This is a genomic window from Prosthecobacter fusiformis (assembly GCF_004364345.1).
Lineage (GTDB): Bacteria > Verrucomicrobiota > Verrucomicrobiia > Verrucomicrobiales > Verrucomicrobiaceae > Prosthecobacter > Prosthecobacter fusiformis.
Genome location: NZ_SOCA01000015.1, coordinates 1 through 17,666, shown reverse-complemented (window position 1 = coordinate 17,666; position 17,666 = coordinate 1). Strand labels below are relative to the sequence as shown.

The window sequence follows — 17,666 nt, the reverse complement described above, 5'->3', positions numbered from 1 at the left end:
CCGTCGTCTTCCTGACTCATGATATCCAGACGTGGCAAAGGAGCATTGTGGACTCTGATTCTGGTGGTGCTGGCAGGCATCATCGTCCCCTTCTTAATTTGGGGGGAGCACTTTGATGAAATCTTGAACCTGGAAGGCGCTCAACGTTGGATGCAGGGGTATGGAGACTGGGCCTGGGCGGCAGGGATAGTACTGCTCATGAGTGACATTGTTTTGCCGATCCCTAGCACCGTGGTCATGTCAGCTTTAGGCTGGATGTATGGCTGGTGGCTGGGAGGGCTGATCGCGGCAAGCGGATCTTTTTTATCCGGTATGGCAGCTTATGGACTGTGCCGGTGGCTGGGAAGATCCGCTGCAAAATGGATCGCCGGTGAGGAGGGATTACGGCAAGGGGAAGCTCTGTTCGCCCAAAAAGGCGGGTGGCTCGTGGCACTCTCCCGTTGGGCACCCGTACTGCCGGAAGCAGTGGCCTGCCTGGCCGGTATGATGCAGATGCGCTGGAGCACCTTTGTGCTGGCGCTTGCCTGCGGATCTTTGCCTCTCGGCTTTACATTTGCCCTCATCGGCCAGTTAGGTCATTCCAGCCCCACATGGGCAATCATCCTGAGTGCTATCTTGCCGCTCATCCTATGGAGTTGCGCAGCTAAGTGGTGGCGGAAATAAGGCATCAGAAGGCCCCTCACTCACCCTCCCCAGGAACTTTTAATTCTGCGGACTGAACTGGCGGCTGAGGAACCGGATAAAAAAGCTCAACTGCACGACGGAGCTCTGGAGAGCGTCGGCTGGCTTCATAGATGAGATTGGGAACACCCCGATTTTTTGCAAAGAGATGGTAGGCACCTAGCGTCTCGAAGGAGGCATTGAGGGAACCGATCATGGGTAAGTAACTGTGCGCTGTGATGCAGATGGTTTCCACCAAGCCCCAGGGAGGAAAATAACCCGCTTTCTCCATGCGATCCAACAGCGCGTAGGTCTCCGATGGCACAGTGAGTGGGGCGGACATAAGGATGTAATGCGGGTGGATCATGGACTGATCCGGCAAATCCACCCCACCCACATAATAGCGATCTCCATGCTCGCCCTCACCGGCAGACAAACCATAAAGGCCAATTTTAGCCGCCATAGAATCAGGCCAGGTACGCTGAATGTAGTCCTTTTGTGCCCTCAGCATTCGGGTGCGCGCACTGAGCCATTTCACACCATCCAGGGCATCCGGGACGTCACTGTCAAAGTCAGGATAAAAAAGGCTCTGCAGTTCAGGAATAAAGCCGGTCCCCTGCCAAGGCTGGCCAGGGCGCTCCATTTTCACACGCTGGGCATTGTCGTTATAGATGCGCTCCAGCATCATGATCAGCGCGGATTCACCACCCCAGTCATTCCAGCCATGCGGCAGCAGAGTGCGGCCATCGTCTTTCATGCCATGGCTGATGATGCCACTGGGCAGGTGCAGGGCTTTGAAATCAATCTGATCAACGGCGGAGACCAGCTCCATATGAAGCTCTTCATCACCCAATCCCTGTGCCGCCAGCAGCAGGCTATGATAAAAAATGGCCGTATCGACGGTGCTGTATTCTGTTCCTGGATGAATCACATACCCCGTCGCACTGCGGCGCACAAAATGAGGCAGCAGGCCGAGGGGGCGATCCAATGAACGTGCCGCGCGGTGGATTTTATGAAGAATTTTAGAGGCCTCCTTGGCGCTCACTATTTCCAGAGGAGGTTGGGAAACAGCCATGGTAGCCAGAGCAAACATGCCGGTGGAGGCCATGGACTCAAAGGCCCCATCCTCTGTGTGGGCGCGGTCTTTGACAAAACCGGAGGCAGGGTCATAACAGCGGGCCAGCTTTGCATACGAAGCGGCCAGTACATACTCATCATACGGAACTCCCGGCAATTCCATGCCGAGATTCAGGCTGCTCACGCACAGTTCGCTGCCAGGTTCAGCCGTCCAGTTGATGAGCTTTGCATTTGGGATGGCCAGCGTCGGCACTGGCAGCACATAGGTCTCGCCCTCATTGGCATCCACCTCCAGCAAATGCTCCCATAGGATCTTCTGCTCATTGGATTTGATCTCCAGTTTCAGCCGTCCCTGGCCTTTAGCCTGGATCATGACACTGCTCACTTTCGGCTGGTATTTGGAGCTGATAAAGTCCGGCCAGGGAGCGGCGAAATTCATCACTTTGGCGTTCTCACGCGCCAGTCCCGCCAGACTGTGCCAAAGGCCGGCCCAGGCATCAGGATCCTGTCCCAAATATGCACAAATTTCATCACTCTCCCACTGAATGGTATGCTGGGCTGGACCATGGAATCCAAAGTCCGTCCCCAAATGCGTATAGGCCACAAAGGAATTCAGCCTGCGCGTGCCGGAAACTGGCATGGGTTGCTTGCCGGGCTGTATGCGGATAAAGTATTCCTGCACGGGCTGCCAAACTTGGCGGGCACCGGGATCGGCGTAAAGAGAGGCGGTCAGAGTTACCCACAAGAGGGCTGCGCTGAGGGGGGAGAAACGCATGGGGAAATGCACAGTTAAAGAAATTACGCCTCCGATGGCAACGCCGTTTATCAATGTCTTCGAAAGATCTTGGCCCGGGGCCAGAACCGATGCCCCATTGAAAGACGATTTACGCATCGTTCGTTTGCTTAATTGATCATGCTGAAAACCGCCTCTCGCCTTACTTGCTGGATTCTGCATCTTGTGCCTGCTGTCGGCATGGCCGCAGTGGTGGAACCGACGGAATTTTTCGAGAAACGCATCCGGCCATTGCTCTTGGAACATTGCACCGAGTGTCATGGTGCCGATAAACAAAAAGGCAGCCTGCGGCTGGACCATCGTGGAGGTTGGGAAATAGGTGGAGATTCCGGTCCAAGCATTGTTCCAGGCAAGATCGAGGATAGCCTGCTGTGGAAAGTCGTCAGCTACGAGGATCGTGACCTCAAAATGCCGCCCAAGAAAAAACTGCCTGCGGCGGCACTGGAAGACCTGAAGACATGGATCGCCAATGGCGCGCATGATCCCCGGGATGATGCTCCCTCGGTCAAAGGCAGCCATAGCAGCCCAAAGGCCGATGGCAGTTTTTGGTCTTTTCAGCCGCCGACGGCCAAGCTCCCGGCTCCGGTGAAAAAAACCGATTGGGCTTACAATGCCATTGATCACTTTATCCTGTCAAAGCTGGAGAGTGAGGGGGCCAAGCCGGCTCCCGAGGCGGACGTTTCCACATTGACTCGCAGACTCTCCTTTGACCTCACCGGTCTCCCGCCCGGCAAAGATGCCTCCAACATTTCAAAAGCGGATCAAACCGTGACTGATCCTGTGAAACTGGAGGAACTGGAGGAACTGGTGGATACGATGCTGGCGACTCCTGCCTTTGCGGAAAGATGGGCGTCCCATTTCATGGACATCACGCGCTTTGCGGAATCCTCCGGCGGAGGGCGCTCACTGCCATTCAAGGATGCCTGGCGTTTTCGTGATTATCTTTTGGAGGCCATTCAATCCAATGTTCCGGTGGACCGGATGATCACACAGATGATCGCCGGAGATTTAATGCCAGCGAAGAATGCAGCCGAACGCAGCATGAACCTGACAGCGACAGGTTTCCTGGCCCTGGGTCCAACCAATTATGAGGAACAGGACAAGCAGATGCTGCGCATGGACATTGTGGACGAGCAACTGGACACCATCGGCAAATCATTCATGGGAATGACTATCGGCTGCGCACGCTGTCACGACCACAAGTTCGACCCCATCCCCACCCGCGATTATTATGCGATGGCGGGTATCCTTCGCAGCACTCGCACTTTAAAAAATTATACAGACAATGTGGCCCACTGGATTGATACTCCCCTGCCCTACGAAGGTGAGGAGGAGATAAAAATGCAGGAGAAGGAAAAAGCCATGGCCAGGCTAACGGATGAAATTGCCTCTCTGAAAAATGACCTGGGAGACATCGGCGGGGCCGCGCTGCGCAAACGTGCAACGTTGAGTATCGATGACCTCCCCGGCGTGGTCGTGGACGACAGTGCCGCACAGAAGGTGGGTTACTGGAAGGAAAGCAAAATGTATCCGCCATTTATTGGCCAGGGATATGTGAGCGATTACAATGAAGCCAAGGGTGAAAAGACTCTCACCTTCACGCCCAAACTGCCCCAGGCAGGACGTTACGAAGTGAGACTGGCCTTCAGTGCTGGCCCTGGCCGTGCCCTGCGCATTCCAGCGACCATCTTTCATGCCGATGGGGAGGAACTGGTCTATTTCAAACAGAGTACGGAAGGCTTGAAGGGCCTCCAGTTTGTTTCACTGGGTACCTTCCGGTTTGAAAAAACGGGGCAGAATTTTGTGATGATTTCCAATGCTGGCTCTGAGGGCTATGTGACGGTGGATGCAGTCCAATTTCTGCCCACTGATATGGAAATGCCGGAGGTACAGAAGCCCGTGGTGAGTGAAGAAGAAACACAGATCCAAACAAGACTGGCCGCACTGAGCAAGCAACTCCGCCTCCTTCAAAGAGACGGTCCCATACGCCAGGAAGCGATGACTGTGGCGGAAGATGAGAAACCGGAGGACGCCCGTATTCACGTCCGGGGAAACATCCGCAATCTAGGGGCAACGGTGCCGCGCGGGTTTATCCAGGTAGCCACCAAAGGTGAGGTCCCTGAGATCCATGCAAATCAGAGCGGGCGGCTGCAACTGGCCCAATGGATGACGGGACGTAACCATCCACTGACCGCTCGTGTCTTTGTCAACCGTGTGTGGCACTGGATCTTCGGGACAGGCATCGTCCGTAGCACGGATAATTTTGGCATTACAGGAGAACTGCCATCCCACCCAGAACTGCTGGACTATCTGGCCGTAAAATTCATGGAGGATGGCTGGAGCCTGAAGCGACTCGTTAAAGAAATGGTGATGAGCCGCACCTATCGCATGAGCTCTGAAGGTACGATTGCGGAGAACGATCCCGACAATCGCCTGCTAGCCCGCATGAATCGTAAACGGCTCGACGCTGAATGCATCCGCGATGCCATGCTCATCGCCGCAGACAGCGTGGACGCACGCTGGGCAGGCCCCAATATCGGGGATGCCAAGGCCGTTGATTCCAATGATACGAAGGTGCAAAACATGGAGTATTCGTATCCCTTCAATGACAGCCGCCGCAGCGTATATACTGCCGCCTTCCGCAACGTCCGGCATCCTCTATTTGAAGTCTTCGACTTTGCCGACATCAACCAGCCTATCTCCCAGCGGACCACCAGCACCGTGGCCACTCAGGCGCTTTATTTGATGAACAATCCGCAGGTTATCGAACTGGCCCGCGCCACCGCGCAGAAGGTGATGACCGCAGACACCATGGAACAAGGCATCCACCAGGCTTACCAGCGCTCACTGAATCGCAATGCCTCGCAGGAAGAAGTCAAAATCGCTGAGGATTTCCTGGATGCTTCGATTTCTGGTAACAGCACCGAAGATGAAACCCGGGATGCCTGGGCGCGGCTCATTCAAACACTGTGGGCCACCCCTGAGTTTAGGTTCGTAAAATAGCGGTAATGAAGGGCACCTCAGGGACTGGCAATATTGCGCTTGGCAATACTGGCCAATTGAAAACGCTGGGTGGCAGACCAAGCGTCTTTTTTATCATGCTGGGTGCGGAGCGCTGCCGCCTGAATATCACCTGCATTTAAAGAACCTGGATACACCAGCTTTTCCCAGAGTTCGATCACCGTGCTATCCTGCCGAAGCTCCGCTAGCAGTAAGGGAACTTGGCGGCGGATTTCAGCATTAGAAGGCGGATCCAGATGCAGCCACAGCAGCAGCTTTTGATACCGTGCATCTTCCTGAGGCAACTGCGGAGTCTGCCCTTTCAAGAGGGATTCATACGCAGGCCACTCACCTATTTCGATCTTTTCCACCCACGCTCGCAATTCAGGCACTTCAGCCGCCAGGGATGCCGTTTGCTCCTTCCGCCAAGCAGCGTGAGGATGTACGGTTGAAGACGCCTGGACCGTTTTTGCGGAAGATGCTGCTGGGACGGTGGCAGATGGTGACACAGTCTGGGCTACCGGCTGAGTCGGAGTTCTTTCGAGATCAAAAGGGCTGATCCAAATTCCCAGGAGAAGAGCCCACGCACCCACAAGACCACCGACGAAAAAGGGGATGCCACGCCAAATAATGATGGGTTGCCGCACGATCTGCCGGGGCTGCTCGTGAGGGACTTCTTCCGGCCGCTGTTCACGTTGTTCCTTGGCATAGGCTTTGGCCGCAGCCAGCGCATTTTCATGCACAGCCCGCTCCTTTTCCCGGACCACGAGCAGATCCCACCATCCCGCTGGTACGACGGCTTTAAAAAGAGTGGCCGCAGTGTATCCCGTGTCCAGGCAGTCTGAAAGCTGCGCCAGTGCAGCGCATTCCTCCCGGCCTTCCCAGGTCCAGGCCACCCGAGGGCGACGCAATCGCTGATCCCACAGTTCTCTGGCCTCCTGCGTGCATCCACGAACAATGCAGCCAGCATCCAGCCAAAGTTGCGCCTCCAACAAAGCATCCTTGTCATCCCCTGGCACATAGGGCTCAGCAGCCGACAGCAACTGCTCCGCACGGGAATAGCGGCTGATGGCCAGCGAGGTAGTGAGGGCCAGCATGAGGTCCACCACTTCTGGACTTCTCATCTTGGATTGGGTGGCGATCAGGGCCTCCGCCAGCCGGGTCAACCGCGCCAAATCGGCCTTGGCTGCCCAGCGTGAGGCCACCATAAAAGTCAGGGTATAGTGACCAGAACCCAGTTCGATGATGAGGTCCGGTATGCGGGTCATCTCTGCCAGGGTGTCCTCCTGTTCATCAAAAAGAGCGGCCAAATACTCACTGGCATATCCCGCCCAATCAGGTTTCACATATGCGGCCCCGCAAAAATTGGAAAAAGCGCCCGGTAAAGAACCCGGATCGTGCATCGCTTTTTCGAGCGACTTCGCCACTTGCTTGAGTTCCGGTGGAAGCTCGGGCAAATTCCTGACCGGCACCTGCGCCGTCATCCCCTCCTGAGCGCCGGGCTGATTGGCGCTCAGTTCTAGCCCCGCTTCAGTAAAAAGCGGTAGCTCTTGTGAGCTGGCCGATGCCATGGATGAATCGGATGCTTGAGCCGCCATAAACAGTGATTATTAAAACTGGAGTCGTCACCATGCAATCGCTCACTCACATTAAATATTAAGAATTGCTAAATTCCTACACCCATCGAGTCAACTTTGTAGGTATAACCAAAAGCCTTATCGTGATGCAAGCACGACTTCCGCCACTTTCAACCAGATCGGCATGAACAGATGTATGCGGCAAGCCGAGTATTTGCCCGCCAGAACAAGCGGACTTACGGCATATCCACGGAATGGAAGGCACGATTAACCGGCGAAAACAGAAGCAGTTTTTGGCCATCAAAAGTGATGGTCATCTGTGTCGTCGTTACTGGCAAGGTCGCCAGAGGTGTGGCTGGATCAGCCAAAGAAAAGACAGTGCTGGAAGAAACGAATCGGGCGGCATCAGGGGAGATGGCATAAACCCGCTGGCCAAGACTAGTGCTGCTGTTTAACTGGTCGGGGTTATAGGCTTTTTGGCCATAGATGAGTTTATCCTGGCTGGCGGACAAAAGGAGGGGTGCCTGGAGAGTACCCGCAAAATAGAGAGAAGTGACCGGAGTCACACCCGAACCTGTGACGGCATAACGCACTAGGCCAACATTCGTACTGCTTTGGGTGACCGCAGCATAAATGGACCCACCGTCCGTACTCGACACAGTAAGGCTTTGCAGACCCAATAGCTGAACGGCGCTGCCAATCGCTGAGCCATTTGAGGAAAAACGAAGTTGCAGGGTGTTCGCTGCACTGCGTGTCACCACGCGGCCTACACTGCTCGCATGAATGGCGGTTTGCAGTTCGGAGAGGTCATAGGATGAGAGCAAGGCGTGATTTCCCTGTCGGGCAACCCGCTGGACGCGCCGACCATCATCCACCAGCACGTCAATTTTGTCATCTGCACTGTGGGAGGCGAAGTCCATGGCGGCAGGGCCCACCATCACACCATCTAAAACCGTGGCGGTAGCAGGGTCCACCCACAGTAGCCAGGAGAGGTAAGGCGCGGTGGTTTCACGATGCAAGGCATGCACGACTGGCAATGCCGGATCTGCCTGCATTTTAATAATGTTTAATTCACTCATGACATCGAAACGGACGGGAATGCGGATCACATCGGCACCGGATGTAAGCGTGAGTTCGGCATGAGTGGCACCTGGGGCCAGGGATGAGGGAACCAACGTAACAATGACTTCCGCAGGTCCGGTGCCTGCAGCAGAGCTGACATTAACCCAAGCAGAATCACTGGTGAGGGACCAAGGGACATTAGCGCTAGCCGTCACGACAGACAAGGGGAACTCCTGTACAGCGGTGCTGCCAGGCATCGCATAACCAGAGATGCTATCAGGATCGGTTCCGGCAGCAGCCATTTTAAAGCTCCAAACCGGACTGCTAGAAACAGTATTGTCGGGTGCCCTGGAATCAATCCGCCAATAGTAGGTCTGCCCCTGGACGAGTGGCGTGTAGAGAGCAAAACCGGTGCCGGGAGTGGAGGCTTGAAAGAGACTGGAAGTTGGGTTCGAGGCAGCTTCTACAGCCGCTTCATCGGTGCCCAAGTAGATGTCATAAGTACTGGCAGAAGGGTCGCCCGACCAAGTCAGGGTATTAAAGTTGCTGTTTTGAACGGAGCCGGATTCAACACCGGGTGTAACGGCGATGGACGGTAGATAACTGGTATCAATGCTGCCCAGCAAGCCCGTGACTGGATCTTGATAGATCAGTTGGGACTGGTCTGGGGAAAAGGCAGTGATGGTCGTAGTGACGGGCAGATTTCCCACCACGTCCAAACCATCGGTACGAATGATCTGGGAATCGGTAACGACCACATCCAGGTACGCAGAAGCAGTGTAAATGTGGCTGGACGTTAAGCTTCCCTGCACACCATTGCCGAGGCTACCAAGGGTGAAAAATTTTCCCTGCGTGATGACGCTGTCCACATTTGCCCCAAGCAGCACGGGGTGCGGGGAACCATCCCTGACCAGAGTCGCACCAGAACTGGCCACCTGGGAAAGGACATCATTGCTGCAATCCAACTGGGCAAGATAAGCTGTGCCAAGGCCGGTCCATGCGGTCAAAGACCGCGCATAGATTCTTCGTGCATCCGGGGAGACCACAAAACCGCCGATGCCGATGAGACCGGTCAAACGGAAGGATTCGATATCCGCTCCAGCCTCAAAATCGAATGAATGAAGGGCTGGGTTCGCGGACGCATCAGTATAATACACGCGGCCTTCACGCCCAGCCTGCACATAGACATGAGAACCCACTTTCGTGGTGGCTGGAATGCTGCGAGTGGCCACCAACGAAAAGTCATCCAAGTTGACACGGCTGATGGACTGGCCTGCAAAACTAATGGCGTAAAGCGTACGCTCATCGGTCGTCATATCCATGCTTGAGATGTCTGTGGGTAGCTGAACCAGATTTTCCACGCCTAAAGTATCTGGGTTTAGAGCGATGAGGAACGAGGACGCCCCTGCTGTTCCTCTCACCAGCCCAAGGAGGCAGTCGTGACGCCGATCCGTTTGCAAAAGCGAGAGCTGAAGTTTTAGTACATGACAAGTCACCTGGATGACCCGGGTGAGGCTGGCAGTGGAAACAGTGACTTGGCCCGTATGAGTCCCCTCGGGCAGACTGCCCAAATAAGAGAGAGTGATCTCTCCTGCCCCGGTGCCTGAAGTGGATGACGGTATGATCCAGGGCACATCTGAACTGACCGTCCATGAAGGCGTGTGTCCTGGGCGCGGAATGATGCTAAAAGATGAATTTGGCGCAGGCGCACCCGCCACGGTGGAAGTAACAAGAGAAGAACTCGAAACACTAAATTCCCCTGGCGTGACCTGCAAAGAAACCGGGATGCTCGCAGTGGCATTGACCGCCGCATTGCTGGAAATAATGAGCGTCGCTGAAACAGTCGATGGAGGCAGGCGTGCAGCGCTCAGATTCATCTCGAACTGCGAAACACCCCCAGCCGGGGTGCCGCCCGCAGTCTTCGTCAGCGTCAACCAGGATTTAGCACTAGCTGGGGTGATGCTGACATTCCATGAAAGCAATGAACCACCCTCATTGCGCACCTCCAGCGTAGAACTGACGGTCTGCCCCTCCTCCAAACTGACATTCACGGCTCCTGGAGAAACCGCCAGTAGAGGCGGATACCCGGCCTCTCCACTCAGGGGCACCTCCACCGTGGGAGCATAAAGATTGTTCGTTGTGAAAATGAAACTGCCGCTCAAGATCTCTGGCGCAGTGGGCGCATACTGAAGAGTAACGGTGTGGGATGCGCCGCGTAAGATGACAGCGGGATAGGTGGTGGATAGCAGAGTAAGATGAGGAGAAGGAGAAGTGACACCTGAGATAATCAGATTTGCATTTCCTGAATTGCGCAAGACGATTTGCCGGGTGACAAGCCCAGGCAGCCGCACGGTATTAAAATCTACGGGAGAAGGCGTGACGGTAAGAATTGGCTCAGCCTGAATGTTCCGTGTGTAAGTAAGACCAACAATCGGCCTAACAGGATCATTGGAAACGAATGAAATGCTTTGCACGGAAGCCCCCGGCGATGTGGTGGCAGTGCTCAAAGTGGTGAGGGTTATTTCCTGACTCCCTCCAGCCGGGATGCTTCCAGCTACATGACTTAAGATACCGGTGGTAGGGGTCGCACCAAGGCGCCAATCCAGTGTGGCTGTCCCGGTGTTCGATAAGGTAATAACCTTTGAAGCAGGAACGCCAGGACGGGTGGTAATCCCCACCATTGTCGGATCCAATGTGAGCAAAGGTGCAATAAGTCCAGTCCCCGTCAGTGGAATGGAAGTCTCCATTGGCGCATCCGCAGCCGATAACACTTTAAATACCCCCGAATATGATATGGCATCAGTGGGCGTAAATTTCACATTCACAGCCAAGCTTTCACCTGGTTTTAGCAGATGGGGCATAGAGAACTCATAACTGAAGGCAAAAGCGGGATCACTCGTTTCTAAACCTAAAATACGCAGAGCGAGATTACCTTCATTTCGCAGTGTCACAGTTTGTGTCGTTGTCCCATTGGCGGGCGTATCCGGCATTGCGATGGATGAAGGCGTCGCAACTAAAACAGCGGCAGAGGGAACATTAAAGGTGATAGGCACATCCAATGTAGGTGTGTCCGGCGCATTTCCCGAAATGCGTAGCTTGGCCGCATAGCTGCCAGCCTCCATATTCCGGGCATCCAGACTCAGTGTCAGAGAAGATGTCCCCTTCGGTTTTACCGCCCCTTCATTGGCGCTCATTCGTAGCCACCGGGTATCTGCATTATGCAGGATGCCAGTCACAAACTTATCCATGAGAAGCCGGATCTCAGATTCCGTAAGAACTGTGCCAGAGGTTGCGGCAAAGACCAGTGCGTAAACGCGAGTGCTGGCAGGCAGGCCCGTGATTTCGTGGTCATCCAGGCTAGTATTGGTCGAAAACGTCCGCGTCAGGCCTTCATGATCTGGCATGACAATGAGATGAAAAACAGATGGGACACCAATACGAGCACCCGTGACCTGTTTGAAGAACCCCGTATAGCCATAACGATGAAGCACACTGCCTGTGGCAGTTCCAGCACCAGAGGCTCCCAACCCGCCACGAATACGGAAAGTGGTGGCACCCGCTAGATTAGCTGCCATCACGAAGAGTCCAGGCTTCTTCCGCGTAAAATAACGGCTGGAGGCACCCAGTCCGACATCCGCTGTAATATTGCCGTCTGAATAGGCCACAGCACTACCACCGTTGTGATTGGTGGAGAAAAGATTACCCGCATTATACATGTTCAATCCACCATTGGAAATGCTGTATCCGCTGGTGCCATCTGAGAAGTTATAACGGTTGCGTATAAGCTGAGTAAAATCAGCATGACGGGCATCCAGTCTCTGCAAAATCTCATCCAGCGTCCCTGCCGAATCAGGCGAATCTATCTGCGCAACGACCTCGGACTGCCATTGTAGATCTGCATCCCCCTGATTGCTGATGGTGATATTTTTTTCTAACATCACGTTAGGCTGGACAGTCTCTACCAGCGAGCCAGGAGCCACCAGCATTGTGGGAGGATTGATCACGTTCGCGGAGACCCTCAGACTCACAGTCGGATTTACGCGGCTGCTTGTTTTAACAGTCAAAACTCCCTTGAATGCCTTGAGTTTTGTGGGCTGCAAGGTTCCTCTCAAAGGCAGTGACTCTCCAGGGGCAAGGGTAACTTTCCCAAACAATGGAAAGATCATATCTTTGGTATTACTGCTGACGGTACGAATCTCCAGCGGCAGGTTGCCAACATTGGTAAGATCAAAATGCAGATGGGTCACTTGGCTTTTCCAAATGTCCCCCAGGTCCAGCGCAGATGGAACAGTCTGGACAACCGCCTGACTGGAAACATTGAAGGTAATTGGCACCGTGGCCACCGGGATTTTAGGATCATTCGAGATGATCCTGAGGGAGGATTTATAGGTGCCTGGATTTTTCTGGGCCGAGGCCAAAGACAGGTTCACCTGCCCTTTTTTTCCTGTGGTAAGGCTGTTGGATGAGGTCTGCGGGATCAGCCACTCAGCGTCAGTGGAAACAGGCTCCACGCTCCATATCAAACTCTCACCTCCCAGATTGGTGACCTGGAGGACACGTGACTGTGGAACACCTGGAGAAGAACTTACAGTTAGACTTTTTGGAGAAACGCTGATGGCCGGATATCGCTCCCCGATGCCGGTCAGGGGGACGTAAACATACTTTCCTGGCACATTGGCAGTAACAAGAAGGCTTGATTTATAAACGGCTGATTTGGCCGGTGAAAAAGTCACAGGAATCGTCACCCCACCCTGCGGAGGGATGGTGAAAGGAACTTTCATCGTGGAACGGAAGACCGAACTCAATCCCCGAACGCCTCGCACAACCATATCCACACTGCCCGTATTTCTTAATGTGACCGAGCCTGACTGGGGAACCCCGACATACGTTTTGTCAAAATTCAGGGGGGCAAAATCCGCCACCGGAGCTGAGGTCGTCGTCAGCAAAAGATCGCAATTATAAACCGGTGTGTCTGGATCTTCGGATAACACGCGCAGCACGGCCGCGAATGATGAAGCCAGATAAGTACGGGCATGAAAGCGCACAATGATTTTGGCAGACTTTCCTGCAGCGATTGTCATCGTGGAACCGCTCTCGATTTCCACCCAATCAGTAGGCGCGGATGAGGCAAAGATGAGGCTTGCACTCATGTTCAGCACACCTTTGCCGGTGTTTTTCACCGTGAGAGTACGAGTTGCAGTCTGTCCCTGAGCAAGTTGCAGTACGGTGCGTAGTGGAGCGATGCCAATATTGGGCGCAGCCAGATGACGCCCATAAAGAGGGACCTGCAACAGAGGGCTTTCAGCATCATTGGAGGCAAGGTTGATCAGAGCCGTATGAGCAGCAGCAGCCACAGGAGCCCCCGGCAAGTAAGTCACAGTCAATGATAAGTGCCCTCCTGGTTCAATGACCACTCCATCTGTGAGGCTCAAAGAAAACCATTGAGCATGGGGGCCACTTAGAGACGGTGCCTTTAGCTCAAGGTCACCCGAGCCAGCATTGGTAATCACCATCTCACGGGTGACGGTTGTACCGATAATAGCTTGTCCAAAATCGAAGGACGGCTGATTCACCTGGATATCCGGCATCTTTATGACCTCGAAAGTGACCGGTACCATGATATCCGGTTCTCCTGGAATATTGGAGGAGAGCTCCAAATTGGCATCATGCTGGCCTGGCCAAACTGTGCGGGCATCCATCCCTAAGCTGACTGTGGTTTCCTCTCCAGCAGCTAAAACACCAGCCAGAGGGGTGACAGTGAGCCACTCCGGTCCTGCCACCAGACTATCCACGATTTGGTTGGCAAAACGACGGCCATCACCAACCGAAAAGTTGGTCGCATAGGTGATCTCATTGCCCACAAAAACAACGGCCCCCTTACCCAATCGAGATACAGCCGCGTGCACTTTCTCATCCGCCTCCCGTACGAGAGGCTGAGCAGGACCCGAGATATCTGCCGTACATCCGACAGAAGTTTCATGCAATGAAACCAGCCCGGAAGTGATGGGATGCAGTACAAAGTCGGACAGTATCAGATTGCGAAAGCCTTGATAGCGAGGGGTGATCCCAGTATCGGCCAAGAGTTGGTTTACTTTTACTAGAGATTCCGAATTGTCCGCCTCACACAATAAACCTGTACCTTCATGAATGGCAGCACGCAGCAACTGAATATCCGCCGTGGACAGCGCCGTGATGCTATCATCCACAATGACAGCATCGATGTCCTGCATATCCAATTCAGTAAACGGAGGGTAAAGCGTTACCACTGTCGCACCGCGCTCTCGTAGGTCTCCAAGGAAAATGCTGCGACTTTGCGTGCTATAAACAGCAGCCACTTTAACACCATTCAGTTCATTTAAAGGCAGGATTAGCTCAGGTATTTCAGCCTGAGGTTGGGGAGAGATCTCAGATACGTCAGGGTCGTTAGAAGCACCCGCCTGTACAGACGGGAGAACGGTGGAGATCGTCTGCTGGTTCACCTTGAGCGGGCGAATTGACCACTCCAAAGGGGCAGTCCCGTCATTGGTTAGCATGACATCCCTTTGCACAACTTCCTCGCTGTTCGCCTGCACGGAAATTGCCTCCGGCGATAAGCGCAGTTGAGGTTTGGCCATAACAAAATGCAGATCATCACGCCCAGGCGGGGCAGTCACTTCTTGTGGTGGGCTGGGCAGATAACCCGGTGCAAGAGCACTGGTTTGATAGACGCCATCGATCAAAGTGGCGGTATAATAACCGTCTTCATTGGTGCTAACACTGACGACACTCGGACCGTCCATCGAAACAGTGGCCTGGGCAAGTCCCGACCCATCTTTCGCATCCGTCACCCGACCTGCGACTTGGCTGCTGGTAAAAAGCTGCAGATTCACAGACTGCACCCTTGTCTGTTGGGGATCCCCATAACTGAGAGTGATCATCATTTCTTCCGTGTCTGGAGTGGGGACATTCTCATGCGCCATGACCACAAACCGGCTGGTGGTAGCCGACGTCTCGCCCGCCGCAAGAGTGCCCACGGGAACGTTTTCCTCGATGATGTTATAATGTGAGGCACCCGCCGCAGCCTTGCTGGATAGGGTGGCGACCAGATGGGTGGCAGTTTCCGTTCCCCGGTTAGTAACCGTGAACTCCACCGACAAAAACTCACCCGGATTTTGTATGCCATCCCCGTTCCCGCCCGAATGTTCCGTCACGCGGGAGACTGCCACGACAGGGTAAGGTCCGGCGAAAGATTGGACGAGCTTTAAAGCATTCAACCTGCCGCCAGAAAGTGAAGTGGATTCTAAAGCAGGCACAGCATCCACCGTCGCTAACAACTTTTGCTTCAGCTCTGCCGCTCCAATCATGGGGGCGATGCTTTTCGCAAGAGCCAGCGCCCCGGTAACATGCGGAGTGGCCATGGATGTGCCGCTTTTGCTGCCATAGGCGGAGCCAGGAATGGTACTGAAAATGGAAGTTCCTGGAGCTGCCAGGTCCACAGAAACCTTGCCATAATTTGAAAAGCTGGATCGCGCATCACTGGCGGTGGAAGACGCCACTGAGATAATGTTTTCCGACGTAAAATCCGATGGATAATGTGGATAGATCTCATTGCTCGTCGCATCATTGCCAGCGGCCGCAGTGAACAGGATGTCGTGTTCGCCTGAATCATCAATCGCCTGCTTCAACAGAGCGCTGTAGCCTGAACCGCCCCATGAATTGGAGGTCATATCCACTCCAAGTGAAGTGGCGTAATAGATGCTTTCGATCCCATCCGAAGTCGCCCCTCCATCAGGTCCTAAAAAGCGGATGCCCACCATGGATACCTGCCAGCACACACCTGTGACGCCGATCCGGTTATTCCCCGCAGCGCCGATGGTCCCGGCGCAGTGGGTGCCATGTCCCTCGCTATCCATGGAATCATTGTCATTAGCAAAGAAGTCCCAACCATGGACATCATCCACAAAACCGTTCAAATCATCGTCTATACCATTCCCGGGAATTTCACCCTGGTTAGTCCAGATATTCGCCGCCAGATCAGGATGAGTACGATCTATCCCAGTATCAATCACCGCTACCAGCACTTCACGAGATCCTGTTGTATAATCCCAGGCCTCTAAAGCATCAATATCTGCATCCGTCTTTCCCCCGGTCTGCCCCACGTTGTGCAATCCCCATAAGCTATTGAAATTCTCATCATCGGTAGCCAATGAGGGAAAAATCAGATAATCAGGCTCCGCCGTGGCCACCGTAACTTCAGCCGCTTCAGGGAAGTCGGCATTGAAAGCCGCAACAATCGCCTGCGCTGCGTCCAAGCTCACCGCGGGTGTCGCGATCAGTTTGATCGGGCTGGTTTTCAGAGAGTGCCTAACGTAAAATCCATGCTTGTCGGCCCACTCGTTGATCATTCGTTCAGGCAAACCCACAGGAAATTTGACCATCACATGATCCGCCACAGAAAACTCGCGGCGTATAATGCCAGCCTCGCCGGCTGCATCTTTCAGCCAGACTTCTTCACGGACTAAAGGGTATTTAAATGCTGTCCTCCAAAGGCGAACTTCTCGGCTCAGCCCGGTGGCATCGGCAGGGTAAACCGCCTGATTTAGCATCACGGCATTTTCGAGCAGACGCCGCTCCCCGATATTGAGCTTCTCTCCGGGCCGTTGAGGCAAATGGTTCTTGCGGCTAAGATTAGCAGGCTCTTGTTCCTGCCTTTTTACCTCACCCGAGGCCATGTGGACAGGAGGTAAATCCGAAGTGACCGAACCCGATATTCCACCTGAAAGTGTTGGTTTATCAGCATTTTCCCACATCATCAGGCATGTGATGACAATGCCCATACAAAGGGCTAGGAGGCATAAAAAAAGCCTACCATTGGGTGGGGGGCTGAGCATTAGATAGATTTCAACAAATTACGCATACCAAGGCAAGCTCGAACTCAAAAAACGGGAATTTACAGCGAATCGCAATGAGGATCTCAGAGAACCTCCTCTTCAGGCGCAACAAGTAATCTTCACAGTCGAATTTTAGCACACAGAATCACTTCTAAAACAGCCGAATTGAGACCACGATTTCCGTGTGTCTGGCTGCCGGGTGATCTGGGCTGCTAGATGAACTTGGAGCTTGATCCAAATGGTGTGATTAAAGCAGTGATTTGCCTCTGAAGTGTGGGCATAAAAAACCCCCTCGCTTCATTGCTGAAGGAGGGGGTATAAACTGGCAGCGACCTACTTTCGCAGGGCCTATCGCCCAACTATCATCGGCGCAACAGCGTTTCACTTCCGTGTTCGGAATGGGAACGGGTGGTGCCACTGTGCCATGACCACCAGACTTCTGATCAGAGGTCATCCAAGCTTGCGCTTGTTTGAACTGGTCAGGTGTCTGAAGGCAAGGAACTCCAAGTTCCCTGACAACTGCATACAGGATAAAAAACAATTTCGGTCAAGGCAGACGGTGTGTCTGATTTGAAATGGAAGCAATGTAAGACAAACGGATGATTAGTATCTCTAAGCTGAACACAT

At 53.8% G+C, this 17,666-nt stretch carries 5 protein-coding genes and 1 rRNA gene; 2 read left to right on the top strand and 4 right to left on the bottom strand.

Annotated features, from left to right (window positions below; all coding sequences use genetic code 11):
• Positions 1-18: 18 nt before the first annotated feature.
• Complete coding sequence (locus EI77_RS21705; protein ID WP_133797417.1) at positions 19-663, top strand: TVP38/TMEM64 family protein; 645 nt, start codon at positions 19-21, stop codon at positions 661-663.
• Positions 664-679: 16 nt separating this feature from the next.
• Here EI77_RS21705 and EI77_RS21700 read toward each other — a convergent pair whose 3' ends face one another.
• Entirely contained in the window at positions 680-2,512 is a 1,833-nt protein-coding gene (locus EI77_RS21700; protein ID WP_133797416.1) for a hypothetical protein, read from the bottom strand.
• Between the two features lie 138 nt (positions 2,513-2,650).
• Between EI77_RS21700 and EI77_RS21695 the strand changes: the two genes are divergently transcribed.
• Positions 2,651-5,533 carry a DUF1553 domain-containing protein gene (locus EI77_RS21695; protein WP_133797415.1) on the top strand — a complete coding sequence of 961 codons (2,883 nt, stop codon included), beginning with the start codon at positions 2,651-2,653 and terminating at the stop codon, positions 5,531-5,533.
• A 17-nt stretch (positions 5,534-5,550) separates the two neighbouring features.
• Here the strand turns inward: EI77_RS21695 and EI77_RS21690 are convergent, their stop codons facing one another.
• From EI77_RS21690 to rrf, 3 genes are all read right to left on the bottom strand, one after another.
• Entirely contained in the window at positions 5,551-7,128 is a 1,578-nt protein-coding gene (locus tag EI77_RS21690) for a hypothetical protein (protein ID WP_208300446.1), read from the bottom strand.
• Between the two features lie 215 nt (positions 7,129-7,343).
• Entirely contained in the window at positions 7,344-16,817 is a 9,474-nt protein-coding gene (locus EI77_RS21685; RefSeq protein WP_166647437.1) for a S8 family serine peptidase, read from the bottom strand.
• A gap of 542 nt (positions 16,818-17,359) precedes the next feature.
• Positions 17,360-17,475 (bottom strand): 5S ribosomal RNA (rrf, locus tag EI77_RS21680).
• Between the last annotated feature and the right edge of the window lie 191 nt (positions 17,476-17,666).

Bases quoted from the DNA above. Each gene is read 5' to 3' on its own strand.
- EI77_RS21705 (WP_133797417.1), top strand. From the start codon at position 19: ATGATATCCAGACGTGGCAAAGGAGCATTGTGGACTCTGATTCTGGTG.
- EI77_RS21700 (WP_133797416.1), bottom strand. From the start codon at position 2,512: ATGCGTTTCTCCCCCCTCAGCGCAGCCCTCTTGTGGGTAACTCTGACC.
- EI77_RS21695 (WP_133797415.1), top strand. From the start codon at position 2,651: ATGCTGAAAACCGCCTCTCGCCTTACTTGCTGGATTCTGCATCTTGTG.
- EI77_RS21690 (WP_208300446.1), bottom strand. From the start codon at position 7,128: ATGGCGGCTCAAGCATCCGATTCATCCATGGCATCGGCCAGCTCACAA.